A 26,952-nucleotide genomic window follows, 5' to 3' on the forward strand; every position below is an offset into this window, starting at 1 on the left:
GGTCAGACCCCTTCCGCGGCCTTGTCGGCCTTGATCGTTGTCGAATGCGGCATCGCGCTCCACACACTGGTCTCTTCGAGCGACAGCGCGTCTTCAGTGCGGGTTTCGAGCCAGAGGCGCTGGATCAGGTTCTGCGCCACCTGCAGGCGGTAGTCGGCCGAGGCGCGCATGTCCGACAGCGGCTGGAAGTCTTGCGCGAGCGCCTGCCTGGCGGCGTTCACGCTGGCCTGGGTCCATGGCTTGCCAACGAGCGCGGCTTCCGCGTTGGCTGCGCGCTTCACGATGGCGGCCATGCCGCCGAAGGCGAGACGCACCGCCTTGACCGTGTCGCTGCCTGGCTCCAGCTCGATCGCCAAGCCGGCGCACAGCGCCGAGATGTCGCAGTCGAAGCGCTTGCTGATCTTGTAGGCGCGAACCTGGCGCTGCATGGCCGCGAGCGGAACCGCCAGCGCCTGCACGAATTCGCCGGGCTGCAGCTGGTTCTTCATGTAGTCGATGTAGAACTCGGGCAGCGGCATGCGGCGCACGGCGTTGCCGCGGCGCAGTTCGATCTCGGCGTCGAGCGACATCAGCACCGGCGGCGAATCGCCGATGGGCGAGCCGTTGGCCACGTTGCCGCCCATGGTGCCGGCATGGCGGATGGGCGGCGAGGCAAAGCGAAGCCACACGTCTTCGAGGCTGGGCACGCGCTGCACCAGGGCTTCGAAGGCCGATTCGAGCGAGGCGCCGGCGCCGATGTAGAGCTCGCCGCCTGTGTCGTTCTGGCGGACTTCGATGGTCTTCAGCTCGGCCACGTCGCCCACGTAGATGATGTCGCCCAGGTCGCGGAACTGCTTGTTCACCCACAGGCCGACGTCAGTCGAGCCCGAGAGCAACTGCGCACCGGGTTTCTGCTCGCGCAACGCCGCCAGCTGTGCCAGCGTCCTGGGGGCATGGAAATGGTCGACCCGGGCGCCGAGCGGCGCGGCGTAGTCGAAACCATCGTTGCCGCGCAAGGCCGTGAGCGCCGCCACCACGGGTTCCGTATCGAGCCGCACCGCGGGCAGGTCGAACATGCGCTGGCCCGCGTCCAGAATCGGCCGGTAGCCAGTGCATCGGCACAGGTTGCCGGAAAGCTCGTCGGCCAGCTGCTGGCGCGTGGGCTGGGTGCCCTCGGCCTGGTGGTGCTCGTATGCGGACCACAGCGACATCACGAAGCCCGGAGTGCAAAAGCCGCACTGCGAGCCATGGCAGTCGACCATGGCCTGCTGCACCGGATGCAGGCGGTGCACGGGATGCGGGCGCTTGTCCTGTCCTTGCACTTCGGTGGCCGCGGGCGAATTGGCGGGGCACTGGTCCTTGAGGTCTTCGACCGTGAAGAGCGCCTTGCCGTGCAAAGTGGGCAAGAACTGGATGCAGGCGTTGACCGTCTGCAACTGCAGGCCACCAATGGCGCCGGGGGCACTGGCATCCGTGGCCAGCTCTCCGATCACGACCGTGCAGGCGCCGCAGTCACCCTCGTTGCAGCCTTCTTTGGTGCCCGTGCAGTGCGCGTCCTCGCGCAGCCAGTCGAGCACCGAGCGGGTCGGATGGACACCGCTGACCTCGACGATCTTGCCGCGATGGAAGAAACGGACCGGTTGGATGTTTTTGGGCTCTGTGCTCATGCTTTTTGGCTCGTGGGCGGCCGATTTCCCGGCCATGCCCGGACGTTAGCCGGTTGCGCCCCGGCCCACATACCGCGTGAACCATATTGCGTATGTCGGCGCGGGTATGCGACCTAGGGAGAAACCCTGAAGGGTGAGAGCAAGTCTCGGGCCATGACCTGCACCGGTTGTCGCACGCACCGCAACGCGCCGCTTCTTTACCGTGATTACCCGCTTGCAAATGCTTGCGAGCGCGCCGATGACCACCATACCGTGCTGGACGGTGTCGAGGAATGTCTTGCCGTCGCGCACGTTCGCAAACATGCGCCAGTGAATGCCCAGAAGAATGACGAAGGAGATCTTCCTAATGCAGTACACGAAACTCGGGTCGAAGCAAGCCTCGAACTGGGTAAGAAGCTCGCGACCTCCTTCACAGTTCTCCGAGCTTCGCTGCGTCCACTGGCTTTTGCAGCCACTTGGCGATGTCACCGCCCAGCGCATAGGTCACCACGCCCACCATGCTGCAGGTGCTGCGTGGAATGCCGAAGTACATGAACATCTGGCGCTGCGCCGTGAACTGGGCTGGCGCGGCGCCGGGGCGGTCCAGCACGCCGTTCAGCTGAACGATCTTGGGGCCGCCGTAGAGCCCGCCGGCATTGGCCAGGATGTCCGTGATCTCGATGCGCAGGGTCGGTGCGCCGGTCAGGTTGGCCGACGGTGACGGCACTGCGAACTCGTACGGCGCCAGCAATTGGTCCTGGATGGCCTGATTCAGCGATGCGGGAACATCGCATGCATCGTCGGCCTTCGTCAGTTGCACGCCCTTGGTGGTCTTGCCGTAGCTGATGGCGGGCAGGATCACCGCATTGCGGTCATTGGCCGTGGGCTCCGGCGGTTCGGCTTCGGCAACCCTGGGGCCGCGAGAACCACAGGCGGTGAGCGCTGCGGTGGCCAAGGCGGCAATGACGAAGACGTGTTTGCGGGGACTCATGAATTTTCCTGTTGAGAGTTGGACTCGACACGCGGGTCGCGCATGGCCGGGTGTCCTTAGATCAAATGGTCGAAGCAGGGAGCGGCGCGTCCGTTGATTGCGCCGCTCGTTTGATCCGCGGGCCGAGGCGAGCGAGTACGTCTTCGGTGGCGAACGTCTGCGCGTCCATGTTCTGGAGATCGGACCGCAGCTCGACCAGTACCGACCGCGCTGGCAGCGCAGGTCCCGCTCCGCCGGAAGGTATGTAGATGAACGTAGGGGCCTGGCCCTTGACCATTGGCGCGCGAGGTGGCGCCCGGAAGACCGGCATGGTGCCTGCCATTCGCTGCAGGTAGGGCGCATGGGCACTGGCGACGCGGTCACCATCGATCTGCGACCCTCGGCTCATCTGGCTCACCTCCACATCTGCGAGCGGACTCCCTTGCCCAAAGACGTCGTCGCCCGTGAGCACTGTGGCGTCAATGGTGCCCTCGACGATCTTGAACGCGGGAGCGCCAGCCTCTTTCGCGACTTGTGCGCTGCGGTAGAGCACGAACGCATCGACCCAGCGTAATGGCGTGCGGGTCGACCCCGTGAAGCGCACGCGGTAGAGCTGGTCGGAGAGCTTGCTGCTGGCATGACCGAAGTTGTTGCCCTCGGCACCTGCGGCCCGGTACGGTGTTGGCCTCACACAGGCAGTCAGCGCAGCCGCTGCGATCAGCGTTGCGATTGTCTTTGTGAACATGAGATTCTTCCTGGTCGTTGAGCGCACGGGGTGGGCCTGCGCCGTTTCTGCTTGGATGGGATGCTTGCCTTGGCGTCGCCGATCAGGCGCGCGCTTTTCGCGCCATGCAGGCGCCGCCAGATCGAACGCCGAGCGTTCTGCCTGGAGGCTCGGGCTCCGTCAGCCCATCAAGGCTGCAGCCGCAAGGCGTCCGTCAGCGTGGCCCCGGTGCTCGTACGGGCCAGGAAGGAGAGATAGCGGAAGTAGCCGTTGCTGGTGTAGATGCCGGCCGGCAAGAAAACGATGGCGCTCGGCCCGGTGTAGCTCCCGGTGGTCTCCAGCTTGCAGGCGTCGCTGGCGCTGGGACTGGCCGCCGCGTTGACCGCATTCAGGGTGAGGCCATACATGTTCTTGGCGGTCCCGGGTTCCGACAGGGCGACGGTTCCGGACAGGGTGCACGAGCCGATCTGGACGCCGGAGGTGGTGCCGGTGAAGGCGCCGGAAGGATCAACCGTGAGGGAGATCCCTATGCCTAGGGTGTCGCTGGCCGTCCAGGTGCCGGCCACGCTGGCCTGCGAGACGGCCAATGCGTTCGCGGTGCTGTAGCTGACGGGCCCGAACGGGGCTGGCGATCCGCCCCCCTTTGCGTAGGTGCCGTCCATCGACGTCTTAGGCGTAAAGGTGCCCGAGCCGGTGGTCGGGGACGCCGTCACGAACAGGAACTCGGTGCCGGGATTGAAGACCCAGTTCAGGCCCGTGACCGCGATCGACCCGAAGAGCGAGCCGACAGTGAACTTGCGCGCGATGGAACCGTCGGCGCCGACGTAGGTGTAGCCGAACATCGATTCGTAGATGCCTTCGTTGCCACCCACCGCGGCGGTCGATCCCGCTTGAGGCGACGCGAGCGAGGGCCCGGCTTCGCTACCGGCCACCGGCGCCCGGGACGATGGTGCAGGCGCCGGAGACGGAGCGGGTGCGGGTGCGGGTGCTGGAGATGGCGCGGGGGCCGGAGTCGGCGCCGGGGCGGGCGTCTGGTCCGTGGCCCCGGCGACCAGCGGCAGCGCGATGCCGCCGCCACCACCGCTGCCTCCTCCCCCTCCACAGGCGCTCAGCGCACCGAGCGCGAGCAATGCCACTGCATGGGCGATGATGTTCTTGTTCATTCTTCTGGTCCTTCCTGGGTTAAAAATTGGAGATGAGGCTGAAGCCGCTCGTGACTTTGGCGGTGCAGTAGCCTTGCCGACGCTGGTCGCCGCCTCAGGAACGGCGAGCCGCATCGCGCGCGCCGCGCTCCAGATCACCCTGAAAAAATTCTTGTTCATCTCGTTCCCTGATCGCCCATGTGACAGCAAGGGGATTCTGGGATCGAGGGGCAGAAATAAACGTCAACAAACTGTGGCGCGCACAGATTCAGGCCGAGGACGCGGCTTATGTCACACCCTCAGTTTTTGTGATGAATGCTTAGGTTTACCGCCGGCGCATTCGGGTGTTGGGCGGCTGCTACGGTTTGGGCCGGTAGCCCATGCCCACCGTCTCAGCGCACCAGATCCCACCCCATCATCAGCGCCGCAAACCCCATCAACGCCGTGCCGCCCCAGCCGAGCCAGCGCGTGCGCCGTCCCGAAGTGAACACGCCCATCACCTTCTCGCGCGTCACCAGCACCATCATGGCCGCCATGATCGGTACCGCGACCACGCCATTGATGACGGCGCTCCAGTAGAGCGCCTTCATCGGGTCGATGGGCGTGAAGTCGAGCGCGGTGCCGACGAGCGTGGCGACCGCGATGATTCCGTAGAACTCCTTGGCCTCGCGCCAATGCCGCTCAAGCCCCTCTTCCCACCCGAAGGCCTCGGCCACGGCATAGGCGGCTGAAGACGCCAGCACAGGAACGGCCAGTAGGCCGGTGGCAATGATCCCTCCGGCAAACAGCCAGAACGCGAAGTCGCCGGCCAGCGGCCGCAGCGCCTCGGCCGCTTGCGCCGCCGACGTTACGTCATGCACGCCTGCCGCAAACAGTACCGACGCCCCGACCACCATCACGAAGAACGCGATCAGGTTGGAAAAAGTCATGCCGATCCAGGTATCGAGCCGCACACGACGCAGGTCGCGCCGCACGTCGCTCTCGGTGCCGCGCTGTCCGCCCTTCAGCCGCAGTTCCTCGACTTCCTGCGAGGCCTGCCAGAAGAACAGGTAGGGCGAGATCGTGGTGCCGAGCAGCGCCACGATCATCATCCAGTAGTCCCCGCTCCACTGCAGCCGGGGCACGACCAGGTCGTGCAGCACCCGCCCCCACTCCACCTGCACCGAGAACACCGCCGCCACGTAGGCAAACAGCGTGAGCGTCAGCCACTTGAGGATGTGAGCCAGCTTCCGGTAGGGCACGAACACCTGCAGCAGCACCGTGATCACGCCGAAGACCAGCGAATAAAAGTGCGCGCCGCCGCCCGCCACCAGTTGCATGGCCTCGCCCATTGCAGAAATGTCGGCCGCGATGTTGATGGTGTTGGCCGCCACCAGCAGCGCCACCAGCACAGCCAGGAAGCCGCGCGGCATGTGCTCGCGCATGTTGGCGGCCACCCCCTTGCCCGTGACCCGGCCGATGCGCGCCGACACCAGCTGGATCGCCACCATGAAGGGCAGCGAAAGAAACACGGTCCAGAGCAGGCCGGTGCCGAACTGCGCCCCCGCCTGCGTGTAGGTGGCGATGCCCGACGGGTCGTCGTCCGCCGCACCGGTGACGACACCGGGACCTACGTGGCGCAGAAAGGAGGGAATGCGTTTCTTCATGGGCGGCGATGGTGGCATCCGAGCCTGACCGCTGCATGAACGGGGGTCCGGCTTCACGAACGCTCCGAGAACAGTGCCGTGATCACCTGGCGCAGCCATCGATTCGCCGGGTCGGCCTCAAAGCGCTTGCTCCAGTGCAGCGACACCGTGAAGTCGCGCAGCGGAAAGGGCGGCTCGACGATGGCATAACCGCCCTCTTCCGCGAAGCCGTGCGCGATGTTGCGCGGCATCACCACGGCTAGATCGGTGGCACGCACGATGGCCGGCAGCACCATGAAGTGTTCGGTCGTGAGGCGCAGCCGGTCTTCCAGGTTCAGCAGCTGCAGGATGCGCAGCGTGTCGGCATGCGTGCGCACCGCCACGTAGTCGAGCTCGTGCAGCGCCTCGAGCAGCGCCTGCCCGCTGCGCCGCCGCTTCGCGAAGGGATGCCCCTTGCGCAGCAGCACGATGTAGCGGTCTTTCAGCAGCTGGGCGCGCTGCGTGTCCTTCACCTGGGGCAGGAAACCGAAGGCGAAGTCGACCCGGCCGCTGTCGAGCGCCGCGGCAACGTCGCCGGTGGCCAGCGGCATCGTCTCGATCCGCACGCCCGGCGCCAGTTCGCGCAGCCGTGCCATCAGCGCCGGCAGGAATCTGCCCTCGCCGATGTCGCTCATGTGGATGCGGAACAGCTTGCGCGACGTGGCCGGGTCGAAGCGCTCGGGTTCCGCGAGCGCCTGCTGCAGCATCGCCAGCGCCGCCTGCACCGGCACCGCCAGCCGCTCGGCCCGCGGCGTGGGCGCCACGCCCCCGGGGGTGCGCGTGAAGAGCGCATCGCCCAGCAGCAGGCGCAGGCGCGTGAGGCCGTGGCTGGCCGCCGGCTGCGTGAGGCCCAGGGCCTCGGCCGCACGGCTGACGCTGCGGGCCCTGAAGACCGCATCGAAGAGCCGCAGCAGGTTGAGGTCCAACTTTTCAATATGCATGGCATTCATGTCGCATAGCTTGCTTATTTTATTGATGTATGGCGACGCGGCGACCACACTGCGCAACCCCCAGAACAAAAGAGACACGATGGAAGTTTCATTCAGCAAGGAAGTCGAGTTGCTGCGCCTCGGCGCCGGCGACACCTTCCACGGCGAGGGCATCCTCGCCATCACCAAGGGCTTGTTGCAGTCCGGCGTGGCCTACGTGGGCGGCTACCAGGGCGCGCCGGTGTCTCACCTGCTCGACGTGATGGTCCAGGGCAAGGCCTACATGGACGAACTCGGCGTGCATGTGGAGGCCTGCTCCAACGAGGCCTCGGCTGCGGCGATGCTCGGCGCGTCAATCCACTATCCGCTGCGCGGCGCCGTGACGTGGAAATCGATCGTCGGCACCAACGTGGCGGCCGATGCGCTCTCCAACCTGTCGTCGCCGGGCGTGACCGGCGGCGTGCTGGTGGTGGTGGGCGAGGACTACGGCGAAGGTGCCAGTGTGATCCAGGAGCGCACGCATGCCTATGCGCTCAAGTCGAGCATGTGCCTGCTCGATCCGCGGCCCGACCTGGGCGTGATGGTGCGCATGGTCGAACACGGCTTCCGGCTTTCCGAGGCCTCGAACATGCCTTGCCTGATGGAGCTGCGCATCCGCACCTGCCACGTGCGCGGCAGCTTCGAATGCAAGGACAACATCGCGCCTGCGGTGTCGACCCGCGCACTGATGAACGAGCCCGCAGGCTTCGACTACATGCGGCTTGCGCACCCGCCTGTCACATTCCGGCACGAAAAGCTCAAGGGCGACGAGCGCATTCCCGCGGCGCGGCGCTACATCGTCGAACAAGGGCTCAACGAGCTGATCCCGGGCGGTCGGCATGCCGACCTTGGCATCGTCGTGCAGGGCGGGCTCTACAACGCGCTTGTCCGCAGCCTGCAGCAGCAGGGCCTCGCCGATGCGTTCGGCGAGACGGACATTCCGATCCTGGTGCTCAACGTGACCTACCCGCTGGTGCCCGAACAGGTGGCCGACTTCTGCGTGGGCAAGCGCGCGGTGCTGGTGGTGGAAGAGGGCCAGCCCGAATACATCGAGCAGGACATTGCCACCCTGCTGCGCCGGCGCGACATCCAGACGCCGCTGCACGGCAAGGACTTGCTGCCTTCGGCCGGCGAATACGGCGTCGAGGTGCTCTCGGGCGGCATCGGCACGTTCGCGGCAAAGTACATTGAAGTCGGCGAAGCCTTGTCGTCCGCGAAGGCCTGGCTGGCCGGCAACCGCGAGCGCCGCGAGGCGGTGGCACGGCAACTCTCGACGGCCTTGCCCAACCGGCCGCCGAGCTTCTGCGTGGGCTGTCCCGAACGGCCGGTATTCTCGGCCCTGAAGCTCGCGCAGCAGGAGACCGGGCCGGTGCACATCGCGGCCGACATCGGCTGCCATGCCTTCGGCACCTTCGAGCCGTTCTCGATGGGACATTCGATCCTGGGCTACGGAATGAGCCTGGCGAGCCGCGCGGGCGTGGCGCCGATGATGAACCGCCGCACACTGTCGATCATGGGCGACGGCGGTTTCTGGCACAACGGACTTCTCACAGGCGTGCAGAGCGCGCTCTTCAACGACGACGACGCGGTACTGCTCATCTTCAAGAACGGCTACACCTCGGCCACGGGCACGCAGGACATCATCTCCACGCCCGACGACGAAACGAAGGAACGCGCGGTCGACAAGCAGCAGAGCCTGGTCGACAAGAACCAGACCATCGAGGCCACGCTCACCGGCCTGGGCGTGAAGTGGATGCGCACCGTGACCACCTACGACGTGGAGCGCATGCGCAAGACGCTGACCGAGGCGCTCACCAGCGACTTCAACGGCCTCAAGGTAGTGATTGCCGAAGGCGAATGCCAGCTCGAGCGCCAGCGCCGCATCAAGCCGTGGATTGCCAGCCTCTTGAAAAAAGGCGAGCGCGTGGTGCGCGTGAAATACGGCGTCGACGAAGACGTGTGCAACGGCGACCACGCCTGCATCCGCCTCTCGGGGTGCCCCACGCTCACGCTCAAGGACAACCCCGACCCGCTCAAGGTCGACCCGGTGGCCACCGTGATCGACGGCTGCGTGGGCTGCGGCCTGTGCGGCGAGAACGCGCACGCGGCCACGCTGTGCCCGAGCTTCTATCGCGCGGAGGTGGTGCAGAACCCGAAGTGGCACGAGCGCCTGCTGCATTCGCTGCGCGGCGCATTCGTGCGAGCCCTGCAACCCGCATGAAGGGCGAAGATATGGAACGCAACCGTCCCATCACCCTCCTCGTCTGCGCCCTGGGCGGCGAAGGCGGCGGCGTGCTCACCGAATGGCTGGTCGACATCGCCCGCCATGCCGGCTATGCGGCGCAGAGCACGTCGATTCCGGGCGTGGCGCAGCGCACCGGCGCCACCACCTACTACATCGAGGTGTTCCCCGTGCCGCTCGCGCAGCTCGGCGGCAGGCGCCCGGTGTTCAGCCTGAGCCCGGTGCCGGGCGCGCTGGACGCCATCGTGTCGTCGGAGCTGCTCGAGACCGCGCGGCAGATCGGCAATGGCATGAGCGCGCCGCTTCGCACGCTGGTCATCAGCTCGTCGGCGCGCACCCTCACCACGGCCGAGCGTATGCAGCCCGGCGACGGCCGCGCCGATGCGCAGCAACTGCTCGACGTGGTCAAGGCCTTCAGCCGAGAGCACCATGTGTTCGACATGAATGCCGTCGCACGCGAGGCCGGCACGGTGGTCAGCGCGGTGATGCTCGGCGCCATCGCGGGCAGCGGCTTGTTCCCGTTCCCGCGCGCGGCCTACGAGCATGTGGTGCGCGGCGGCGACACCAGCGCGCCCGAGAAGCTGAACAGGATGGCCGCGGCGAGCCTGCGCGGCTTTGCCGCAGCCTTCGACGCCGTGAGCGCGCCGCGCGCACAGGCCGCCTTCGTGAGCAGCGTGATGGCCGGCGACACGCACGACGCGCCTCCGCCGGCGCGTGCTCTCTCCAGCGAACTGGCACAGCGCTTCCCGCCCGCCGTGCACGACATGCTCGCGCTCGGCCATGCACGCGTGCTCGACTACCAGGACGCCGCCTACGCCGAACTCTACGCCGCGCGGCTGACCAAGGTGCTCGAGGCCGAGCGTGCCGCCGACCCGGCCGGCGCCCAAGGCTTTGCCGTCACCCGCGAAACCGCGCGCTGGCTCGCGCTATGGATGGCCTTCGACGACATCGTGCGCGTGGCCGCGCTCAAGGGCCGCGCCAGTCGTGCGCAGCGTGTGCGGCACGAAGTGCGCGCGGCCGACGAAGACATCGTGAAGGTCTACGACCACTTCAAACCCGGCACGGCCGAGTTCGCCGCCCTGCTGCCGCCGAGCCTCGCGCGCCGCGTGACGACCTGGGACCGGCGGCGCCAGGCGCGCGGCCGTGAGCCCTGGGCGCTGCCGCTCAAGGTGGGCAGCCACTCGGTGTTCGGTATGGCGTCGCTGCGACTGCTGTCCTCGCTCAAATGGCTGCGCCGCCGCGGCCAGCGCTTTGCCGAGGAACAAGCGTTGATCGAACGCTGGCTCGCGGCCGTGGAAACCGGCACGCGCGAAGCCTGGGCACTGGGCCGCGAGCTGGCGCTGTGCGGGCGGCTCATCAAGGGCTACGGCAGCACCAACGAGCGCGGCAAGCACAACCTGCTGCACGTGATCCACGAACTCGCGGGCCGCACGGCCTTGCCGGCGCCCATGCGCGCCGACGCGATCGCCGCGGCGCGCGAAGCGGCCCTGGCGGACGAAGGCGGCAAGGCGCTCGACGCCGCGCTGGTCCACCACGGCGCCGCGCCGCGGCCGGTACAGGCTCAGCCGATACGCTGGATGAAGCGGCCACCCTCCACCACCGCCTGACTGCCGATTTTCATAACAACCAAGGAGACACAACACCATGCCCCACTCCACCCTTGCCTGGCGCCGAAGCTTGCTGGTCGCCGCCGTCTGCGCGCTGCTGCCATCCGCGCACGCACAGGCGCAGGCCACCCCGTGGCCCACCAAGCCGATCAAGATGGTCGTCAACTTCCCGCCGGGCGGCGCCGCCGACCAGATCGCACGCGCGGTCTCCCAGCCGCTGCAAGAATTTCTCAAGCAGCCGGTGGTGGTCGAGAACCGCGCGGGCGCCAACGGCAACGTCGGCGGCGAGGCCGTGGCGCGCGCCCCGGCCGACGGCTACACGCTGCTCATGAGTTCGGGCGGCATGGTGTCTGTGAACCCGCACCTGTATGCGCGCATGAGCTTCGACCCCACCAAGGACCTGATGCCGGTGGCCGCCGCTGCGCGCGTGCTGGTGTTCCTGGTGACCCGGCCTTCGCTGCCGCCCACCAACGTGCGCGAATTCATCACCTACCTGAAGGCGAATCCGGGCAAGCTCTCTTACGGCTCGCCGGGCAACGGCAGCTCGCCGCACCTGGCGGGCGAAATGTTCAAGAGCCAGGCCGGTGTCTTCGCGCTGCACGTGCCCTACCGCGGCGCCGCCCCCGCACTTCAAGACCTTCTGGCGGGCCAGATCGACTACGCCTTCGATCCCGGCATCGGCCTGCAGCAGGTGCGCGCTGGCAAGCTCCGGCTGCTTGCGGTGGGGAGTCCGCATCGCTCGCCGCAGTTCCCCGACGTGCCCACGCTCGACGAAGCGGGTTTGCGCGGCTTTGATGCCGATACGGTGTTCGGCTTCTACGCGCCCGCGGGCACACCGCCCGAGGTGGTGGCGCAGCTCAATGCGCAGATCAACCGCGCGCTCGCGCTGCCGGCCGTGAAGGAACGCATCGCCGCGCTCGGCGGCGAAGCGGTACCGGGCTCGCCGGCCGAATTCCACCAGCGCGCCGCGGCCGATTCGCAGCGCTTCGGTGCGGTGATCCGCGACCGCAAGATCAGTGCGGACTGAGCGCAAGCTTCGCTCCAGCACTGATTGCCGACGAAAATGAGTCCATGAGCAGCAGCAAAGAAGTTACCTACACCGCACGCGTCGAGTTCGGCGATTGCGACCCCGCCGGCATCGTCTGGTTCCCCAACTTCTTCCGCTGGATCGATGCGGCCTCGCGCCACTTCTTCGCGGAATGCGGCGTGCCGCGCTGGGAAGAAACAGCAGAGACGCTTGGCGTCATCGGCACGCCGCTGGTCGACACGCACACGCGCTTCGTCAAGGCCGCGAGCTACGGTGACACGCTGCAGATTGCGGTGCGCATCACCGAGTGGCGCGACAAGAGCTTCGTGCAGACCTACCGCGTGGCGCGCGGCGAGGATCTGATCCTCGAATGCGAAGAGGTGCGGATCTTTGCCGCCAAGCGCGAGGGCGGCGGCATTCGCGCGGTGCCGATTCCCCCATCCATTCGCGCGCTCTGCGAATAGGCCTCGGTCTTAGAATGAACCGATGAACTGGCGCACCCTTCTTCCGCTTGCCTTGCTTGCCACCGGCTGCTCGTCACCCCCCAACGAGGTGGTCCCGTTCCGCGATGGGGTCCTGCGTGCCCCCAGCTACACCCAGGCTGCCGACCATTGCAGCGCCAAGGGCGCAACGCCGCGCTGGCTCGGCAGGGCACCCGCCGAATCCGGCGTGCTGTTCCAGTGCTACTGAGCTTCGCGACTCGCCGCGAGGTCTTGAGCACCGCGCCAAAGCCCTGCGCAATGCCGAGACAAAGGGTTGACGGCCCTCGTGACGCAGTGCAACAATCCCGTATCTTTACTTCGGAGCCCCGTGCGTGGACAGTGCCAGTTGGATCAGTGACAAGACGCGTGCCTCGGCAGGCGTGACACATCCGGCCCTCTAGCGCAGGCTCTTTGCGCTGCGGCCGCCGTGCACGCAGCGTGACCCGTTCGCCATTCAGGCAAAACGGTTCTCCCCTTCCGAATCCCGTCGTTCTCCGTCACTGACTTATTCCGTCAGCTTGCGTGTGTCCGTGCACGAGGCCCTTCATCGCGAAGGAGCCTTGCCATGCGTCAATTCGAATCTCGTCAGCAGCAGCAACAGCAATCGGTGCAGGACTCCACTCGCCCGCAGGCGCACGTGTCCGCACGCACGGCGGCCACGAAGCAGGACCTCGAGAACGAGATGCTGGACCGTGCGGCCGCGCTCTGGACCACGCGGCGCATCCGCAGCTTCTTTCTTCTGCTCGATCCACCGTCCCGCACGACCACGCAACGCTGAAGGGTCGCTGCTGAAGGCAGCGATCAAATAAAAAAGCGGCATCGCGATGAAGCGATGCCGCTTTTTTTTGAGCGGGCTGTTCGGACTGCGTGTCTTACACGCTCATGATCGAAACAGCCTTGGTGTTCAGGTAAGCCTCGAGTGCCTCCGGGCCGCCTTCTGAGCCGTAGCCTGAATCCTTCACGCCGCCGAACGGCATTTCCGGCGAAGGCGCGGCGGGCTGGTTGATCCACAGCATGCCGAGTTCGAGCTTCTGGCTCAACAGGTGCGCGTTCTTGATCGACTTGGTGAAAGCGTAGCCGGCGAGGCCGAACGGCAGGCGGTTGGCTTCGGCGATGGCTTCTTCGAGCGTGTCGAAGCCGCGGATCGCGGCGATCGGGCCGAAGGGTTCGTTGTTGAACACGTCGGCATCGAGCGGCACGTCGGTCAGCACCGTGGGCGCGAAGAAGTTGCCCGTGTCGCCGATACGTTCGCCGCCGGCGGCCACCGTGGCGCCCTTCTTGCGCGCATCGTCCAGCACGTGGGCCATGGCCGTGAGGCGGCGTGCGTTGGCGAGCGGGCCGAGCGTCGTACCCTCGGCCAGGCCGTCGCCGAGCTTCAGGCCTTCGGTGTACTTGACCAGCGTGCGGGCGAATTCTTCGCGCAGGCTGTTGTGCACCAGGAAGCGGGTGGGCGAAATGCAGACCTGGCCCGCGTTGCGGAACTTGGCGGCGCCCGCGGCCTTCACGGCCAGTGCCACGTCGGCGTCTTCGGCCACGATGACCGGCGCGTGGCCACCCAGTTCCATGGTGACGCGCTTCATGTGCGAGCCGGCCAACGCGGCCAACTGCTTGCCGACCGGCGTGGAACCCGTGAAGGTCACCTTGCGGATGATCGGATGCGAGATCAGGTAGTTCGAAATTTCAGCCGGGTTGCCGAACACCAGGCCCACGGTACCGGGCGGAATGCCGGCATCGACAAAAGCCTGCAGCAGCGCGGCGGGCGATGCCGGGGTTTCCTCGGGCGCCTTCACCAGGAACGAGCAGCCGGTGGCCAGCGCCGCGCCGAGCTTGCGCACGATCTGGTTGATGGGGAAGTTCCACGGCGTGAACGCGGCGACGGGGCCCAGTGGCTCCTTGATCACCAGCTGCTGCGCGGCCAGGTTGCGCGAGGGCACGATGCGGCCGTAGACGCGGCGGCCTTCGTCGGCAAACCATTCGATGATGTCGGCCGCGGCCAGCGTTTCGCCCTTGGCTTCGGCCAGCGGCTTGCCCTGTTCCTGCGTGAGCAGCTTGGCGATTTCGGGGGCACGTTCGCGGATCAGGCCAGCGGCACGGCGCATCACGGCGGCGCGCTCGTTGGCGGGGGTGTTGCGCCACTTTTCAAAGCCGCGCTGGGCGGCGGCCAGGGCACGATCCAGGTCGGCGATGCTGGCATGCGCCACCTTGCCGATGGCCTTGCCGGTGGCCGGGTTGACGACGTCCAGCGTCTTGCCCCCGGTGGCGTCGACCCATTCGTTGTCGATCAGCAGGCGGGTGTCGGTGTAGGTGGCGGTCATGCGAACTTTTCCTTCGAGGACTGGATGATGGTGAAAAGGGGGAAATCTGGATGCGCGGCGCGGCACCCCGGAGGGTGCGCTTTGCGACAGCGGCGGCAATTTGCCGCCGGGTGCATAGATTAACCCGAGTTCACGAAGGCCGTCGGAGCCGGGATTCCGGCCCCTCCTGCTGCTACAGGATCAGGAGCGCGCGGAAGTCGTTGACGTTGGTGTTCGTGGGGCCGGTCACGAAGAGGTCGCCGATGGCATCGAAGTAGCCGTACGCGTCGTTGCGGTCCAGGTGGTCCGACAGCTTCTTGCCCGCGGCGCTGGCGCGGGCCAGCGTGTCAGGCGCAACGAAGGCGCCGGCGTTGTCTTCCACGCCGTCGATGCCGTCGGTGTCGGCGGCCAGCGCCCACACCTGCGGCTGGCCCATGAGTGCGCCGGCCAGCCCCATGCACAGCTCGCCAGCACGGCCGCCGCGGCCCTTGGCCTGGCCCGGCTGGCGCGGCCGGATGGTGACGGTGGTTTCGCCTCCCGAAAGAATGACGCAGGGCCGCGCGAACGGCTGGCCCCGGTGCGCCACGGCGCGCGCCAATGCGGCATGCACCTTGCCGACTTCGCGCGATTCGCCTTCGATCTCGTCGCTGAGGATGTGCGCTTCGATGCCGGCCTCGCGTGCCACCTTGGCCGCGGCTTCGAGCGATTGCTGCGGCGTGGCGATCATGTGGACTTCGTGGCCCGCGAACACCGCGTCGTCCGGCTTCGGGGTTTCGAGTTTGCCGCTTTCCAGTTGGGCGCGCACCGGCGCCGGCACCTCGATGCCGTAACGGTCGAGGATGGCGAGCGCGTCAGCGCAGGTCGTGGCGTCGGACACCGTGGGGCCACTCGCAATGACGGCCGCGTCGTCGCCCGGCACGTCGCTGATGGTGAGCGTCACCACGCGCGCCGGGGCGCAGGCCGCAGCCAGCCGGCCGCCCTTGATGCGCGACAGGTGTTTGCGCACGCAGTTCATCTCGCCGATGCCGGCACCGCTGTCGAGCAGTTGCTTGTTGATGCGCTGCTTGTCGGCCAGCGTGAGGCCTTCGGCCGGCAGCACCAGCAACGACGAGCCGCCGCCCGAGATCAGGCACAGCACGAGGTCGTCGGCCGTGAGGCCCTGGGTCAACGCGAGGATGCGCTCCGCAGCCTGCTGCCCGGCCGCGTCGGGCACCGGATGCGCGGCTTCCACGAGTTCGATGCGCTGCGGCACGCCTTCGGGGCGCGGCGGAATGTGGTCGTAGCGCGTGACGACCAGGCCCGACAGCGGCGCATCGGCCGGCCAGAGGGCTTCGAGCGCCTGCACCATCGAGCCGCCTGCCTTGCCGGCGCCGAGCACCAGCGTGCGGCCCTTGGGCGGCGGCGGCAGGTGGGCGCCCAGCGTGGACAGCGGCAGGGCGCGGTCCACCGCCACGCGGTAGAGATGTTCGAGGAAGGCGCGCGGCGTTTCGCGCGGATCGGGTACGGGGCCGAGAGAAAGGTTCGATGCGGTCATTGCTTGCTTTGTCTCCATCCGGCAATTGTGCGGCGAACGGCGGCCCGCTCTGTTGACCGCGGTCTACCCAGGGCCTGTTAACGCTGTGGAAGGGGATCGCGTTGCTTCGTCAAGGGGCTGTATGCAAGGCGCCCGGGCGCAGCAAGGCTTTGGCCTTGCAAGCGCGGGCAACGCCGCAGACGGCCCCTTGACGAAGCAACCCGCAGGGAAGCTCGCCACAGCCCGCCCCTCGGCGTTGCGCTCCTTGTGCGTGCGGACGCACGCACGGCGTCACGCGCCTTGATGGGCGGGCTGTGGCGAGCTTCGCGACCCCTTCCATAGCGTTAACAGGCCCTACTAGTTCGTCTTGGCGCCGGACTGGAACCAGCGGCCGATCAGTGCGCGTTCTTCTTCGGTGATGCCGGTTGCATTGTTCATCGGCATGATCTTTGTCACTACCACCTGCTGGTAGATGGCCTGGGCATGCGCCGCCACCTGATCGGGCGTGTCGACCCGCACGTTCTTCATCTGCACGGCCGCGCCGTGGCACATGAAGCAGCGCTGCTCGAGCACCTTCTGCACGTCCTTGAACGCCACGGCGGGCACCGCTGCGGCCGCCGCGGGCGCAGCCGCCGGCTCGGGCTTCATCCAGACGATGGTGAGCCCCAGCACCACGATGCCGATCAGCGCATAGGGCAGCGGATTGCGTGCGTTGCCGAGCTTGAACCGATGCCGCACCACGAAGAACTGGCGAATGGCCGCGCCGCCCAACATGATGAGCAGCAACACGACCCAGTTGTACTTGTGCGTGTAGGTAAAGCTGTAGTGGTTGCTCAGCATCGCGAACAGCACCGGCAGCGTGAAGTAGGTGTTGTGCACGCTGCGCTGCTTGCCGCGCTGCCCATGCACCGGATCGACCGGCCGGCCTTCGCGCAGTGCCTTCACGTTCTTGCGCTGGCCAGGAATGATCCAGAAGAACACGTTGCCGCTCATGGTCGTGGCCATCATGGCGCCCACGAGCAAGAAGGCCGCGCGGCCGGCGAACCACTGGCAGGCGAGCCATGTCGCGAACACGATGAAGACGGCAATCAGAACGCCGACGATGGTGTCGCCGTTCTTGCGGCGGCCGAAGATCTGGCAGATGCCGTCGTACACCATCCAAAACACGACGAAGAACGCCAGCGCCACGCCGATGGCGGCGCCCGGCTGCCAGTCCATCTTCGTCTTGTCGATGAGGTAGGTGCTGGCGTTCCAGAGGTACGACATCGTGAAGAGCGCAAAGCCCGTGAGCCAAGTGCTGTAGCTCTCCCAATACGACCAGTGAAGGTGGTCCGGCAGCTTCTTGGGCGCGAGCGCGTACTTCTGCATGTTGTAGAAGCCGCCACCGTGCACGGCCCATTGCTCGCCGCCCACGCCCTTGTCGATCGACTCGGGGTCCTGCGGCTTCTCGAGGCTGTTGTCCAGCATCACGAAGTAGAAGGAGGCGCCAATCCAGGCGATGGCGGTGATGACGTGGACCCAACGCAGCAGCAGGTTGGCCCAGTCGAGGTAGTAGCTTTCCATGTGGTGCTCTCTCTCATCAGATTTGAATGAACCTACTGCGCGTCCCGATCTCGCATCTGCGGTCCTCACCGTACGGGAGTACGGTTCCGGTCCTCGACGCGACCTCGGGTCGCTCGCTACGGTTCCTTCACATCTGCGTAGCTCTCGTGGCGCGTGGGGCGCCAACGAGGGGTTTCAGCCTGCTCACCACTGCGGGCGCTGTAAGCAGAGAAAGTGCCGCGAACGCAGGCTCCATGGACTGGGCCTCGCTCCGCTGCGGCTTGTTGTGGACCGAAAGTGTATACAGTTTTGGCAAGAGGCGGGATGCTTTTTTTTGAGTCGTTGCCAGCGGGAAAACCCAGGTCAACTCAGCGATTGCAACAACTGTGCCGCCACCGCGACGGCGATCACTTCGGGCTCCTTGCCCGTGATGCCAGGCACGCCGATCGGGCAGGTGATGCGCGCCAACTCATCGGTCTTGAAGCCTCGCGCCTCGAGCCGGTGGCTGAAGGTGGCCCACTTGGTCTTGCTGCCGATCAGGCCGATGTACGGCAAGTCGTCGTGCGCGCGAAGACGCTTCAGGCAGGCGATGACGATATCGAGGTCTTCGGCGTGGCTGAAGCTCATGATCAGCACCCGGCTGCCCGGCGCAAGCGCGGCCACGGCGTCCTGCACGGGCTCGGAATGCTCGGTGTCGATCTGCGCCGGCAGCGCCTCGGGGAACACCCCGTCGCGGCTGTCGATCCAGCGCACGCTGAACGGCAGGCTCGCCAGAAGCCGCGCGAGTGCGGCACCCACGTGACCGCCGCCGAAGAGCGCCACCGGCCTGAGCTGCGCGACCAATTCGCGCTGCAGCGCCGGCGCATCCGAGGCCGTGATGCGGCGGTACGAGAGAAACACCACGCCGCCGCAGCATTGGCCCAGGCTCGGGCCGAGCGGATAGCGCCGGATGCCGTCGAAGGCGCTCTGGCCAGCGAGCAGCTCGCGCGCTTCCTGCGTGGCCTGGAACTCGAGTTGGCCGCCACCGATGGTGCCCGTGAGCCCTTCGGCCCACACGGCCATCCACGTGCCCGCCTCGCGCGGCGCCGACCCCTGCGTCGACTCGACGCGCACCAGCACCGCGTCTTCGTGTGCGAGACGGGACAGCAGCTGATCGACAAAGCCGTTCATTTCCGATACCTTCGATTGCGGGTATGCACAAGACTCACGGTATAACTCGATGATGAAACGTCAGCTTACGCCGCACCGCCTTGCATTGGCGGTGACCGCACTTTCTTCCGCCCTCTGGCTCGCCGGGTGCGGCGGCCCCAAGGCCGTTCCTGGCCAATTGAGCGAAGTCAAGACCGAACCGGCGGGGCCGGCGGCCATCATCGGTCCCGCGGCGCGCGCATCGAATGCGGCCACCGCGCGCGAGTACCGCCGCGACGCTGCTCGCCACATCTACGATGCCAACAAGGCCCGCATCTACAACGGCCAGTTGCCGCCCATGCTCTACGCCGTGGGCACGCTGGAGGTGCACCTCGATGCCGGCGGCAAGGTGGTGTCGCTGCACTGGATGCGTGCGCCCAAGCATGCGCCCGAGGTCATCGCCGAAATCGAGCGCTTCGTGTTGCAGGCTTCGCCCTTCCCGCGCGCCACGCGCCTCGGTGCGGTCACCTGGACGGACACCTGGCTCTGGGACAAGAGCGGGCGCTTCCAGCTCGACACGCTCACCGAAGGCCAACAGTAGGCGCACTGGTTCAAGACCCGCGGTAGGTGGAGTAGCTCCACGGGCTCACGAGCAGCGGCACGTGGTAGTGCTGGTCCGTGTGCGCCACACCGAAGTCCAGCGCCACCTTGTTCAGGAAGTTGGGCTCGGGCAGCTTCACGCCGCGCGACTTGAAATAACCAGCTACGTCGAACACCAGCCGGTAGGTGCCGACCTTGAGCGTGTCGTTGTCGTAGAGCGGCCCGTCACTGCGGCCGTCCGAATTCAACGTGAAGCGTTTCACCAGCGTGGCGTCGTCGCCCACGGTGGTGTAAAGCGCCACCTCCATGCCGGCCGCGGGGCCGCCGTGCATCGTGTCGAGTACGTGGGTGCTCAGGCCCATGGTGCGCTCCTTCGTCAAAACAAACAGTGCGGGAAATTCCGGTGGACAAAAGTGTATACAGTTCCTGGCTTTGGGTCTATCATGAAAAACATGGAGTCCTCCACCACCCGTTCGATCGTCGACGCGCTGACCAAGGCGATCGTCGAGCACCGGCTTCAGCCCGGCACCAAGCTGGCTGAGCAAAAGCTGGCCGACCACTTCGGTGTGTCGCGCACGCTGGTGCGTCAGGCGCTGTTCCAGCTGTCGCAGAACAAGCTCATCCGGCTCGAACCCGCGCGCGGCGCGTTCGTGGCGGCGCCGGCGGTCGACGAGGCCCGGCAGGTGTTCAAGGTGCGGCGCATGCTCGAAGCCGAGATGACGCGCGAATTCGTGCGCACCGTCACGCCCGGGAAGATCAAGGCGTTGAAGGACCACGTGTCGCTCGAAAAATCGGCCGTGTCGGGCGAAGACATCTCGGGCCGCACCGAGCTGCTCGGCGACTTCCACGTTCGCATGGCCGAGCTCATGGGCAACCAGGTGCTGGCGCAAATACTCGGCGAGCTGATCTCGCGCTGCGCGCTCATCACGCTCATGTACCAGAGCACCAGCGCGGCCGAGCACTCCAACGACGAGCATGCGGACATCGTGAAGGCGCTGGCCGCGCGCGACGAAGAGCGCGCCGTGCGCCTCATGACCGAACACCTGGAACACGTCGAGGCCAACCTGACCTTCGACCGCAAGGTTCCCACAAACGACATTTCCCTGGCGCTGTCCTGATCCACACCATGACCGTCTACGACACCACCCTGCCCTACCCGCGCGACCTCGTCGGCTATGGCCGCAACCCGCCGCATGCCCAGTGGCCCGGCGGCGCGCGCATCGCGGTGCAGTTCGTCCTCAACTACGAAGAGGGCGGCGAGAACGCCACGCTGCACGGCGACGCGGGCTCCGAACAATTCCTCTCCGAGATGTTCAACCCGGCCAGCTTTCCGGACCGGCACATCAGCATGGAAGGCATCTACGAATACGGCTCGCGCGCCGGCGTGTGGCGCATCCTGCGCGAGTTCGAAAAGCGCGGCCTGCCGCTCACCGTCTTCGGCGTGGGCATGGCACTGGAACGCTACCCCGAACTGGCCGCCGCCTTCAAGGAACTGGGCCATGAGATCGCCTGCCACGGCTGGCGCTGGATCCATTACCAGAACCTGGACGAAGCCACCGAGCGCGAGCACATGCGCATGGGCATGGAAGCCATCGAAAAGCTCACGGGCGAACGCGCGCTGGGCTGGTACACCGGCCGCGACAGCCCCCGCACGCGCCGCCTCGTGGCCGACTACGGCGGCTTCGAATACGACAGCGACTACTACGGCGACGACCTGCCGTTCTGGATGAAGGTGCAAAAGACCGACGGCACGGTGGTGCCCCAGCTCATCGTGCCCTATACGCTCGACTGCAACGACATGCGCTTTGCGCTGCCGCAGGGCTATTCGCACGCCGACCCGTTCTTCCAGTACATGAAGGACACCTTCGACGCGCTCTATGCCGAAGGCGATCCGCAAGGCGACAACAGCCCCAAGATGATGAGCATCGGCATGCACTGCCGCCTGCTCGGGCGGCCTGGCCGCATCACGGCGCTGCAGCGCTTTCTCGACCACATCGGCCAGCACGAGAACGTGTGGGTCTGCCGGCGCCTGGACATCGCGCGCCACTGGAAGCAGGCGCACCCGTTCGACGCTGCCGCCACAGGGAACCAGACATGACCCTCACCATCGAACAACTCAACGCCGCCGCGCCCGAAGAAGCCGTGGCGCTGCTCGACGGCACCTACGAGCATTCGCCCTGGATCGCGCAGCGCGCGCTGGCAGCGCGGCCCTTCCGCTCGCTTGCGCACCTGAAGCATGCGCTGGTGAAGGTGGTGGGAGCGGCCTCGGCCGACGAGCAGCTGGGCCTCATCCGCGCCCACCCGGAGCTCGCGGGCAAGGCCATGGTCAGCAAGACGCTCACGGCCGAGTCGACCAATGAGCAAAGCAAGGCCGGCCTGACCGACTGCACGTCCGAGGAGTTCGCGAAGATCCAGCAACTCAATGCCGGCTACAACGCGAAATTCGGCTTTCCGTTCATCCTCGCGGTGCGCGGTCCGCGCGGTACCGGGCTCTCGAAGCGCGAGATCATCGACACCTTCGAGCGCCGGCTGCATCACCATCCGGACTTCGAGCTTGGCGAGGCACTGCGCAACATCCATCGCATTGCCGAGATCCGGCTCGACGACAAGTTCGGCGCCGACGTTTCGCTCGGCAACGACGTCTGGGACTGGCAGGAGGCACTCTCCGTGCACACCGATCCCGGCTATGCCGAAAAGGGCCAGCTCACCGTCACCTACCTGACCGATGCGCACCGCGCCTGCGCCGCGCAAATCTCCGGCCTGATGCGCGAGTGCGGCTTCGACTCGGTGCACATCGATGCGGTGGGCAACGTGGTGGGGCGCTACGAGGGGGCCACGCCGGGTGCGAAGGCCCTGCTCACCGGCTCGCACTACGACACCGTGCGCAACGGCGGCAAGTACGACGGCCGCCTGGGCATCTTCGTGCCGATGGCCTGCGTGCGAGAGCTCAAGCGGCAAGGCAAGCGCCTGCCCTTCGCCTTCGAGGTGGTGGGTTTTGCCGAAGAAGAAGGCCAGCGCTACAAGGCCACCTTTCTCGGATCGGGCGCGCTCATCGGCCACTTCGATCCGCGCTGGCTCGACCAGAAGGACGCCGATGGCATCACCATGCGCGAAGCCATGCAGCGCGCGGGCCTGAACGAGGCCGACATCCCGAAGATCCAGCGAGACCCGGCCCGCTACCTCGGCTTCGTCGAGGTGCACATCGAGCAGGGCCCGGTGCTTACCGAACTCGATCTTCCACTCGGCATCGTCACGTCCATCAACGGCAGCGTGCGTTACGTCGGCGAAGTGATCGGCATGGCCAGCCACGCCGGCACCACCCCCATGGACCGCCGCCGCGACGCGGCCGCCGCGGTGGCCGAGCTCATTCTCTACACCGAGCGCCGCGCCGCGAAAGACGGCGATTCGGTCGGCACCGTGGGCATGCTCGAAGTGCCCAGCGGCTCGATCAACGTGGTGCCGGGCCGCTGCAAGTTCAGCCTCGACCTGCGCGCGCCCAACAACGCGCAGCGCGATGGGCTGGACGCCGACGTGGTCGCCGAACTGAAAGCCATCTGCGAGCGCCGCGGCTTGCGCTACGAGTTGGAGGAGACCATGCGCGCCGCCGCTGCGCCGAGCGCACCCGACTGGCAGCAGCGCTGGGAGAAGGCCGTCGACGCGCTCGGCATTCCGCTCTTTCGCATGCCCAGCGGCGCCGGCCACGACGCGATGAAGCTGCACGAGGTGATGCCGCAAGCCATGCTCTTCGTGCGTGGGATCAACTCGGGCATCAGCCACAACCCGCTCGAATCGAGCACCAACGACGACATTCAATTGGCCGTGCAGGCCTTCCAGCACCTGCTGAACGGCCTCGCAGCCGAACAAGCTCACTGAAAAGAAAAAACATGACCGACTACGCCAAGCTCGACGCCTGGATCGACGCCCACTTCGACGAGGAAGTGCAGTTTTTGCAGCAGCTGGTGCGCGTGCCCACCGACACGCCACCCGGCATCAACGCGCCGCATGCCGAGCGCACGGCCGAGCTGCTGAAGGACTTCGGCCTCGACGCGGAGAAGCACGCGGTACCTGAGCAAGAGGTCAAGGAATACGGCCTCGAATCGATCACCAACCTGATCGTGCGCCGCCAATACGGCAGCGGAGGCCGCACCGTGGCGCTCAACGCGCATGGCGACGTGGTGCCCCCGGGCGAAGGCTGGACGCACGACCCCTATGGTGGAGAAATTGCAGAGGGCCGCCTCTACGGCCGCGCCGCCGCCGTGAGCAAGAGCGACTTCGCGAGCTTCACCTTCGCGCTGCGCGCGCTCGAGGCCGCGGCCAAGCCTACCAAGGGCAGCGTCGAGCTGCACTTCACCTACGACGAGGAATTCGGCGGCATCCTCGGCCCGGGCTGGCTGCTGAAGCAGGGCCTCACCAAGCCCGACCTGATGATCGCGGCCGGCTTCAGCTACGAGGTGGTCACGGCCCACAACGGCTGCCTGCAGATGGAAGTGACGGTGCACGGCAAGATGGCGCATGCGGCCATCCCCACCACGGGCGTCGATGCCTTGCAGGGCGCCGTCAAGATCCTCAATGCGCTCTATGCGCAGAACACGCTCTACCAGCAGGTGACGTCGAAGGTCGAGGGCATCACGCACCCGTACCTCAACGTAGGCCGCATCGAAGGCGGCACCAACACCAACGTGGTCCCGGGCAAGGTGGTGTTCAAGCTCGACCGCCGCATGATCCCCGAAGAGAACCCGGTCGAGGTCGAAGCGACGATCCGCCAGGTGATCGCCGATGCGGCTGCGGAAAGCGCCGGCATCACGGTGGAGATCAAACGCCTGCTGCTCGCCAATTCGATGAAGCCGCTGGCCGGCAACAAGCCGCTGGTCGATGCCATCCAGACGCATGGCCAGGCGGTGTTCGGCGAACCGATCAAGGCCATGGGCACGCCGCTCTACACCGACGTGCGCCTGTACGGCGAAGCCGGCATTCCGGGCGTCATCTACGGCGCTGGCCCGCGCACCGTGCTCGAGTCGCACGCCAAGCGCAGCGACGAGCGCGTGGTGCTCGAAGACCTGCGCCGCGCCACCAAGGTGATTGCGCGCACGCTGAGCGACCTGCTGGCTTGAGCTGATGATCGGATGTCCCCGTTGGGGCGTCCGACTGGGCAAGTCAATCGCGACCTACAGCAGCGCGGCGGATTGGGCATGCAGCATGGCTGCATGACCGAACGCACATTTTTCAAACCATCCACGCCCCCACACGCTGCCTCCCCGCTGACCGTCGACTCCGGCGCGGTCAAGCACCGCTTCACCGATGTCGACGGAATGCGGATCTTCTACCGCGAAGCCGGCCCGGTTAACGCGCCGGTGCTGCTGCTGCCGCACGGGTACCCGTGCTCGTCGTTCCAGTACCGCCGGCTCATGCCGGCACTGGCCGATCAATGGCGCCTCGTCGCGCCGGACTATCCCGGCTTCGGCCTGAGCGACACGCCGCCCGCTGATACTTTCGGCTTCGACTTCGATGCCTATGCAGGCTTTCTTGAAGCCTTCTGCGACAAGCTTGCACTTGATCGGTACGCGCTCTATCTGCACGACTACGGTTCGCAGATCGGCTTGCGCCTGGCGATCCGCCGCCCTGAGCGCGTGACCGCGGTGATCATCCAGAACGGCGACATCTACGAAGACACGCTCGGCCCCAAGTACCGGGCCATTCAGGAATACTGGCGCGATCCATCGGCCAAGCATCGCGCGGTGCTCGAAGAGGCCGTGAGCGAAGACGGCTTTCGCGCCGAGTTCGTCGGCGAGGTTTCCGCCGCACAGGCCCCCCAGATTCCGCCCGACCTGTGGAAGCTGCACTGGCCCTTGATGGACACGCCGCCGCGTCGCAAGCTCTCGCTCAAGCTGATGGAGGGGCTGAAGAAAAACCTCGAATGGTTTCCGCGCTACCAGGCCTATCTGCGCGAGCACCAGCCGCCGGCGCTCATCGTCTGGGGACCCAACGATGGCTACATGCCCGAGGCCTCCGCCCGCGCTTACTTGCGCGACCTTCCGAAGGCCGAGCTGGTGCTGACGGACGGCGGCCACTGGCTGCTCGAGACGCACCTCGAGCAGGTGGTCCCGGTCATCCGGCGGTTCCTGTCCGCAGCCCATTCCCGCTGACGGCAATCTCCTGCGTCACCCGGAGAAATTTCTCCACGTCGGCGATCGAGTGGCAGTGCAGCGGCGACACCCGCACCGTGCCTTCAAGGCCAAAGGAATCGAGCATGCGCTTCGAGTAGATGCTGCTGGCCACGCGCTCGTAGACCGTGACGCCGCGCTTGCCGTACTCGACCACCGCCTGCGTGCAGTCGAGCTGCGCAAAGCCGATGCCGATGATGAGGTCGCGCTTCGTCAGGTCCGGGTGATCGAGGAAGACCTTCACGCCTTCGATCTGGCGCAAGCCCCTGGCCTTGCCGCTGCCGTCCAGCAACGCCGCGAGCAAGGCGCGCTCGTGCAGCTCGATGTGCGCGATGCCGGCCACGAACAGCGCGCGGCGCTCGGTCGCGTCCGAAAAATGGCCGCCGAGCCAGCACACGTAGTCGACGACTTCGGTGAGCACCGCAAACTGCCACGGCGCGGAGCTGCCCAGGTCCCAGAAGTCGGGCTTCTTGCCCGCGAGCTTGTGGTGCGGCAGCAGCGCCGCGCGCTCCGACACCCATGAGAGGCCCGAGCCCCGGCAACCGAAGAACTTGTACGGCGCCATGTTGATGCCGTCGACGGGCGTCTTCTCAAGGTCGATCAGGCCGTGCGGCGCATGCTGCACGGCATCCACCACGATGTAGAGATCGGGCTTGATTTCCTTCGCGCGTCGGACGATCTGTTCCATGTCGAGCTTGGCGCCCGAGATGTTCGATGCATAGATCACGTTGAGCAGGCAGGTGTTCTTGTCCACCAACCGCACGATCTCGTCGGCATCGACACCGCCGGTCTCAGGGTTGCTCCTCGCCACTCGCAGTTCACGGCCGGTCTTGCCCGCATAGAGGCTCATGGCGTCGAAAGACGAGGGGTGCTCGAGCACGGTCGTGACCATGTTCGTGCCCGGCACGTTCTCGGCCACTGCGCGCACCATGTCGAACATCGCGCCCGATGCCGTGAGCGACGCATAGACGCTACCGCCGCGCGCGTTGAGGATGGTGCGCAGGTCGGCCCCGGCCCTGGCCTGGATCTGCTGCAGCTCGACGGCGGTGGCGTGAATGCGCTCCGCGTTGTCGGGGATGGCATCGACCTGCATGAAACGCTCGGCCGCGGCCTTCAGCCGGAACGAGCCGCCAGCGTTGTCGAAGTAGAGGCGTTCGCGCCCGTGGTGGTCGTGGTCGACATGGAGAAAGCGCTGCTTCACCTCGCGCATCAGCGCGTCCGGGAACGCCATCCCCTTGGCGTGGTGTGTATTGACCGACATCC

24 protein-coding genes and 1 pseudogene are annotated in these 26,952 nt (G+C 66.6%); 12 read left to right on the top strand and 13 right to left on the bottom strand.

Annotated elements, in window-relative coordinates:
* Positions 1–2: 2 nt before the first annotated feature.
* From xdhA to J2X92_RS03790, 7 genes and pseudogenes are all read right to left on the bottom strand, one after another.
* On the bottom strand, positions 3–1,646 hold the full coding sequence (xdhA, locus tag J2X92_RS03765; RefSeq protein WP_307573479.1) for a xanthine dehydrogenase small subunit: 1,644 nt from the start codon (positions 1,644–1,646) through the stop codon (positions 3–5).
* Between the two features lie 409 nt (positions 1,647–2,055).
* Positions 2,056–2,616, bottom strand: coding sequence for a hypothetical protein (locus J2X92_RS03770; protein ID WP_307573481.1), 561 nt, complete (start codon positions 2,614–2,616; stop codon positions 2,056–2,058).
* 61 nt (positions 2,617–2,677) lie between these two features.
* A complete protein-coding gene (locus J2X92_RS03775) occupies positions 2,678–3,340 on the bottom strand; it encodes a CC0125/CC1285 family lipoprotein (protein ID WP_307573483.1) in 663 nt (220 codons plus the stop codon).
* 167 nt (positions 3,341–3,507) lie between these two features.
* Positions 3,508–4,482, bottom strand: coding sequence for a hypothetical protein (locus J2X92_RS03780; RefSeq protein WP_307573485.1), 975 nt, complete (start codon positions 4,480–4,482; stop codon positions 3,508–3,510).
* Positions 4,483–4,527: 45 nt separating this feature from the next.
* Positions 4,528–4,641: pseudogene (locus tag J2X92_RS29560) on the bottom strand (ESPR-type extended signal peptide-containing protein); the annotation flags it as partial.
* Positions 4,642–4,853: 212 nt separating this feature from the next.
* Entirely contained in the window at positions 4,854–6,107 is a 1,254-nt protein-coding gene (locus J2X92_RS03785) for an NRAMP family divalent metal transporter (RefSeq protein WP_307573487.1), read from the bottom strand.
* A gap of 53 nt (positions 6,108–6,160) precedes the next feature.
* Positions 6,161–7,075, bottom strand: a complete 915-nt coding sequence (locus tag J2X92_RS03790; RefSeq protein WP_307573489.1) for a LysR family transcriptional regulator — start codon at positions 7,073–7,075, stop codon at positions 6,161–6,163.
* Positions 7,076–7,154: 79 nt separating this feature from the next.
* Here J2X92_RS03790 and J2X92_RS03795 point away from each other — a divergent pair, with 79 nt between their 5' ends.
* The 6 genes from J2X92_RS03795 to J2X92_RS03820 all read left to right on the top strand — a co-directional run bounded on the left by J2X92_RS03795 (position 7,155) and on the right by J2X92_RS03820 (position 13,229).
* Positions 7,155–9,314 carry an indolepyruvate ferredoxin oxidoreductase subunit alpha gene (locus tag J2X92_RS03795; protein ID WP_307573491.1) on the top strand — a complete coding sequence of 720 codons (2,160 nt, stop codon included), beginning with the start codon at positions 7,155–7,157 and terminating at the stop codon, positions 9,312–9,314.
* Between the two features lie 11 nt (positions 9,315–9,325).
* Positions 9,326–10,942, top strand: coding sequence for an indolepyruvate oxidoreductase subunit beta family protein (locus J2X92_RS03800; RefSeq protein WP_307573851.1), 1,617 nt, complete (start codon positions 9,326–9,328; stop codon positions 10,940–10,942).
* Positions 10,943–10,979: 37 nt separating this feature from the next.
* Positions 10,980–11,969, top strand: coding sequence for a Bug family tripartite tricarboxylate transporter substrate binding protein (locus tag J2X92_RS03805; RefSeq protein ID WP_307573493.1), 990 nt, complete (start codon positions 10,980–10,982; stop codon positions 11,967–11,969).
* Positions 11,970–12,013: 44 nt separating this feature from the next.
* Positions 12,014–12,433 (top strand): acyl-CoA thioesterase, encoded by a 420-nt coding sequence (locus J2X92_RS03810; RefSeq protein WP_307573495.1) that lies wholly within the window; start codon positions 12,014–12,016, stop codon positions 12,431–12,433.
* 22 nt (positions 12,434–12,455) lie between these two features.
* The gene (locus J2X92_RS03815; RefSeq protein ID WP_307573497.1) at positions 12,456–12,659 is read left to right on the top strand and encodes a hypothetical protein; all 204 of its coding nucleotides are present in this window, start codon (positions 12,456–12,458) and stop codon (positions 12,657–12,659) included.
* A 357-nt stretch (positions 12,660–13,016) separates the two neighbouring features.
* Positions 13,017–13,229 carry a hypothetical protein gene (locus J2X92_RS03820; RefSeq protein WP_307573499.1) on the top strand — a complete coding sequence of 71 codons (213 nt, stop codon included), beginning with the start codon at positions 13,017–13,019 and terminating at the stop codon, positions 13,227–13,229.
* Between the two features lie 94 nt (positions 13,230–13,323).
* Here the strand turns inward: J2X92_RS03820 and J2X92_RS03825 are convergent, their stop codons facing one another.
* The 4 genes from J2X92_RS03825 to xdhC form a co-directional block, all read right to left on the bottom strand.
* The gene (locus tag J2X92_RS03825) at positions 13,324–14,766 is read right to left on the bottom strand and encodes an NAD-dependent succinate-semialdehyde dehydrogenase (protein WP_307573501.1); all 1,443 of its coding nucleotides are present in this window, start codon (positions 14,764–14,766) and stop codon (positions 13,324–13,326) included.
* Positions 14,767–14,938: 172 nt separating this feature from the next.
* A complete protein-coding gene (locus J2X92_RS03830) occupies positions 14,939–16,279 on the bottom strand; it encodes a glycerate kinase type-2 family protein (protein WP_307573502.1) in 1,341 nt (446 codons plus the stop codon).
* Between the two features lie 336 nt (positions 16,280–16,615).
* A complete protein-coding gene (locus tag J2X92_RS03835; RefSeq protein ID WP_307573504.1) occupies positions 16,616–17,821 on the bottom strand; it encodes a urate hydroxylase PuuD in 1,206 nt (401 codons plus the stop codon).
* A 342-nt stretch (positions 17,822–18,163) separates the two neighbouring features.
* On the bottom strand, positions 18,164–18,970 hold the full coding sequence (xdhC, locus tag J2X92_RS03840; protein ID WP_307573506.1) for a xanthine dehydrogenase accessory protein XdhC: 807 nt from the start codon (positions 18,968–18,970) through the stop codon (positions 18,164–18,166).
* A gap of 52 nt (positions 18,971–19,022) precedes the next feature.
* On the opposite strand from xdhC, the gene J2X92_RS03845 reads away from it, so the two are divergent.
* The gene (locus J2X92_RS03845) at positions 19,023–19,529 is read left to right on the top strand and encodes a hypothetical protein (protein ID WP_307573508.1); all 507 of its coding nucleotides are present in this window, start codon (positions 19,023–19,025) and stop codon (positions 19,527–19,529) included.
* Positions 19,530–19,539: 10 nt separating this feature from the next.
* Here J2X92_RS03845 and uraH read toward each other — a convergent pair whose 3' ends face one another.
* Positions 19,540–19,890: a hydroxyisourate hydrolase gene (gene uraH, locus J2X92_RS03850; RefSeq protein WP_307573510.1), complete on the bottom strand. Its 351-nt coding sequence runs from the start codon at positions 19,888–19,890 to the stop codon at positions 19,540–19,542.
* An 81-nt stretch (positions 19,891–19,971) separates the two neighbouring features.
* Between uraH and J2X92_RS03855 the strand changes: the two genes are divergently transcribed.
* From J2X92_RS03855 to J2X92_RS03875, 5 genes are all read left to right on the top strand, one after another.
* Positions 19,972–20,646 carry a GntR family transcriptional regulator gene (locus J2X92_RS03855; RefSeq protein ID WP_307573512.1) on the top strand — a complete coding sequence of 225 codons (675 nt, stop codon included), beginning with the start codon at positions 19,972–19,974 and terminating at the stop codon, positions 20,644–20,646.
* A gap of 8 nt (positions 20,647–20,654) precedes the next feature.
* On the top strand, positions 20,655–21,626 hold the full coding sequence (gene puuE / locus J2X92_RS03860) for an allantoinase PuuE (RefSeq protein WP_307573513.1): 972 nt from the start codon (positions 20,655–20,657) through the stop codon (positions 21,624–21,626).
* Entirely contained in the window at positions 21,623–23,401 is a 1,779-nt protein-coding gene (uraD, locus tag J2X92_RS03865; RefSeq protein WP_307573515.1) for a 2-oxo-4-hydroxy-4-carboxy-5-ureidoimidazoline decarboxylase, read from the top strand. The genes puuE and uraD overlap by 4 nt, the downstream gene beginning before the upstream one ends.
* Before the next feature lie 11 nt (positions 23,402–23,412).
* Positions 23,413–24,639: a M20 family metallopeptidase gene (locus J2X92_RS03870; RefSeq protein ID WP_307573517.1), complete on the top strand. Its 1,227-nt coding sequence runs from the start codon at positions 23,413–23,415 to the stop codon at positions 24,637–24,639.
* Between the two features lie 93 nt (positions 24,640–24,732).
* On the top strand, positions 24,733–25,671 hold the full coding sequence (locus J2X92_RS03875; protein ID WP_307573519.1) for an alpha/beta fold hydrolase: 939 nt from the start codon (positions 24,733–24,735) through the stop codon (positions 25,669–25,671).
* On the opposite strand, the gene J2X92_RS03880 is transcribed toward J2X92_RS03875, so the two are convergent.
* Positions 25,634–26,950 (bottom strand): aminotransferase class V-fold PLP-dependent enzyme, encoded by a 1,317-nt coding sequence (locus J2X92_RS03880; protein ID WP_307573520.1) that lies wholly within the window; start codon positions 26,948–26,950, stop codon positions 25,634–25,636. The two genes, J2X92_RS03875 and J2X92_RS03880, sit on opposite strands and share 38 nt — an antisense overlap.
* Between the last annotated feature and the right edge of the window lie 2 nt (positions 26,951–26,952).

The sequence above is a fragment of the Variovorax paradoxus genome, from assembly GCF_030811855.1.
GTDB lineage: Bacteria > Pseudomonadota > Gammaproteobacteria > Burkholderiales > Burkholderiaceae_C > Variovorax > Variovorax paradoxus_L.

Excerpts from the sequence above, each read along its gene's own strand:
- xdhA (WP_307573479.1), bottom strand. The coding sequence starts at position 1,646 with ATGAGCACAGAGCCCAAAAACATCCAACCGGTCCGTTTCTTCCATCGC.
- J2X92_RS03770 (WP_307573481.1), bottom strand. The coding sequence starts at position 2,616 with ATGAGTCCCCGCAAACACGTCTTCGTCATTGCCGCCTTGGCCACCGCA.
- J2X92_RS03775 (WP_307573483.1), bottom strand. The coding sequence starts at position 3,340 with ATGTTCACAAAGACAATCGCAACGCTGATCGCAGCGGCTGCGCTGACT.
- J2X92_RS03780 (WP_307573485.1), bottom strand. The coding sequence starts at position 4,482 with ATGAACAAGAACATCATCGCCCATGCAGTGGCATTGCTCGCGCTCGGT.
- J2X92_RS03785 (WP_307573487.1), bottom strand. The coding sequence starts at position 6,107 with ATGAAGAAACGCATTCCCTCCTTTCTGCGCCACGTAGGTCCCGGTGTC.
- J2X92_RS03790 (WP_307573489.1), bottom strand. The coding sequence starts at position 7,075 with ATGAATGCCATGCATATTGAAAAGTTGGACCTCAACCTGCTGCGGCTC.
- J2X92_RS03795 (WP_307573491.1), top strand. The coding sequence starts at position 7,155 with ATGGAAGTTTCATTCAGCAAGGAAGTCGAGTTGCTGCGCCTCGGCGCC.
- J2X92_RS03800 (WP_307573851.1), top strand. The coding sequence starts at position 9,326 with ATGGAACGCAACCGTCCCATCACCCTCCTCGTCTGCGCCCTGGGCGGC.
- J2X92_RS03805 (WP_307573493.1), top strand. The coding sequence starts at position 10,980 with ATGCCCCACTCCACCCTTGCCTGGCGCCGAAGCTTGCTGGTCGCCGCC.
- J2X92_RS03810 (WP_307573495.1), top strand. The coding sequence starts at position 12,014 with ATGAGCAGCAGCAAAGAAGTTACCTACACCGCACGCGTCGAGTTCGGC.
- J2X92_RS03815 (WP_307573497.1), top strand. The coding sequence starts at position 12,456 with ATGAACTGGCGCACCCTTCTTCCGCTTGCCTTGCTTGCCACCGGCTGC.
- J2X92_RS03820 (WP_307573499.1), top strand. The coding sequence starts at position 13,017 with ATGCGTCAATTCGAATCTCGTCAGCAGCAGCAACAGCAATCGGTGCAG.
- J2X92_RS03825 (WP_307573501.1), bottom strand. The coding sequence starts at position 14,766 with ATGACCGCCACCTACACCGACACCCGCCTGCTGATCGACAACGAATGG.
- J2X92_RS03830 (WP_307573502.1), bottom strand. The coding sequence starts at position 16,279 with ATGACCGCATCGAACCTTTCTCTCGGCCCCGTACCCGATCCGCGCGAA.
- J2X92_RS03835 (WP_307573504.1), bottom strand. The coding sequence starts at position 17,821 with ATGGAAAGCTACTACCTCGACTGGGCCAACCTGCTGCTGCGTTGGGTC.
- xdhC (WP_307573506.1), bottom strand. The coding sequence starts at position 18,970 with ATGAACGGCTTTGTCGATCAGCTGCTGTCCCGTCTCGCACACGAAGAC.
- J2X92_RS03845 (WP_307573508.1), top strand. The coding sequence starts at position 19,023 with ATGAAACGTCAGCTTACGCCGCACCGCCTTGCATTGGCGGTGACCGCA.
- uraH (WP_307573510.1), bottom strand. The coding sequence starts at position 19,890 with ATGGGCCTGAGCACCCACGTACTCGACACGATGCACGGCGGCCCCGCG.
- J2X92_RS03855 (WP_307573512.1), top strand. The coding sequence starts at position 19,972 with ATGAAAAACATGGAGTCCTCCACCACCCGTTCGATCGTCGACGCGCTG.
- puuE (WP_307573513.1), top strand. The coding sequence starts at position 20,655 with ATGACCGTCTACGACACCACCCTGCCCTACCCGCGCGACCTCGTCGGC.
- uraD (WP_307573515.1), top strand. The coding sequence starts at position 21,623 with ATGACCCTCACCATCGAACAACTCAACGCCGCCGCGCCCGAAGAAGCC.
- J2X92_RS03870 (WP_307573517.1), top strand. The coding sequence starts at position 23,413 with ATGACCGACTACGCCAAGCTCGACGCCTGGATCGACGCCCACTTCGAC.
- J2X92_RS03875 (WP_307573519.1), top strand. The coding sequence starts at position 24,733 with ATGACCGAACGCACATTTTTCAAACCATCCACGCCCCCACACGCTGCC.
- J2X92_RS03880 (WP_307573520.1), bottom strand. The coding sequence starts at position 26,950 with ATGTCGGTCAATACACACCACGCCAAGGGGATGGCGTTCCCGGACGCG.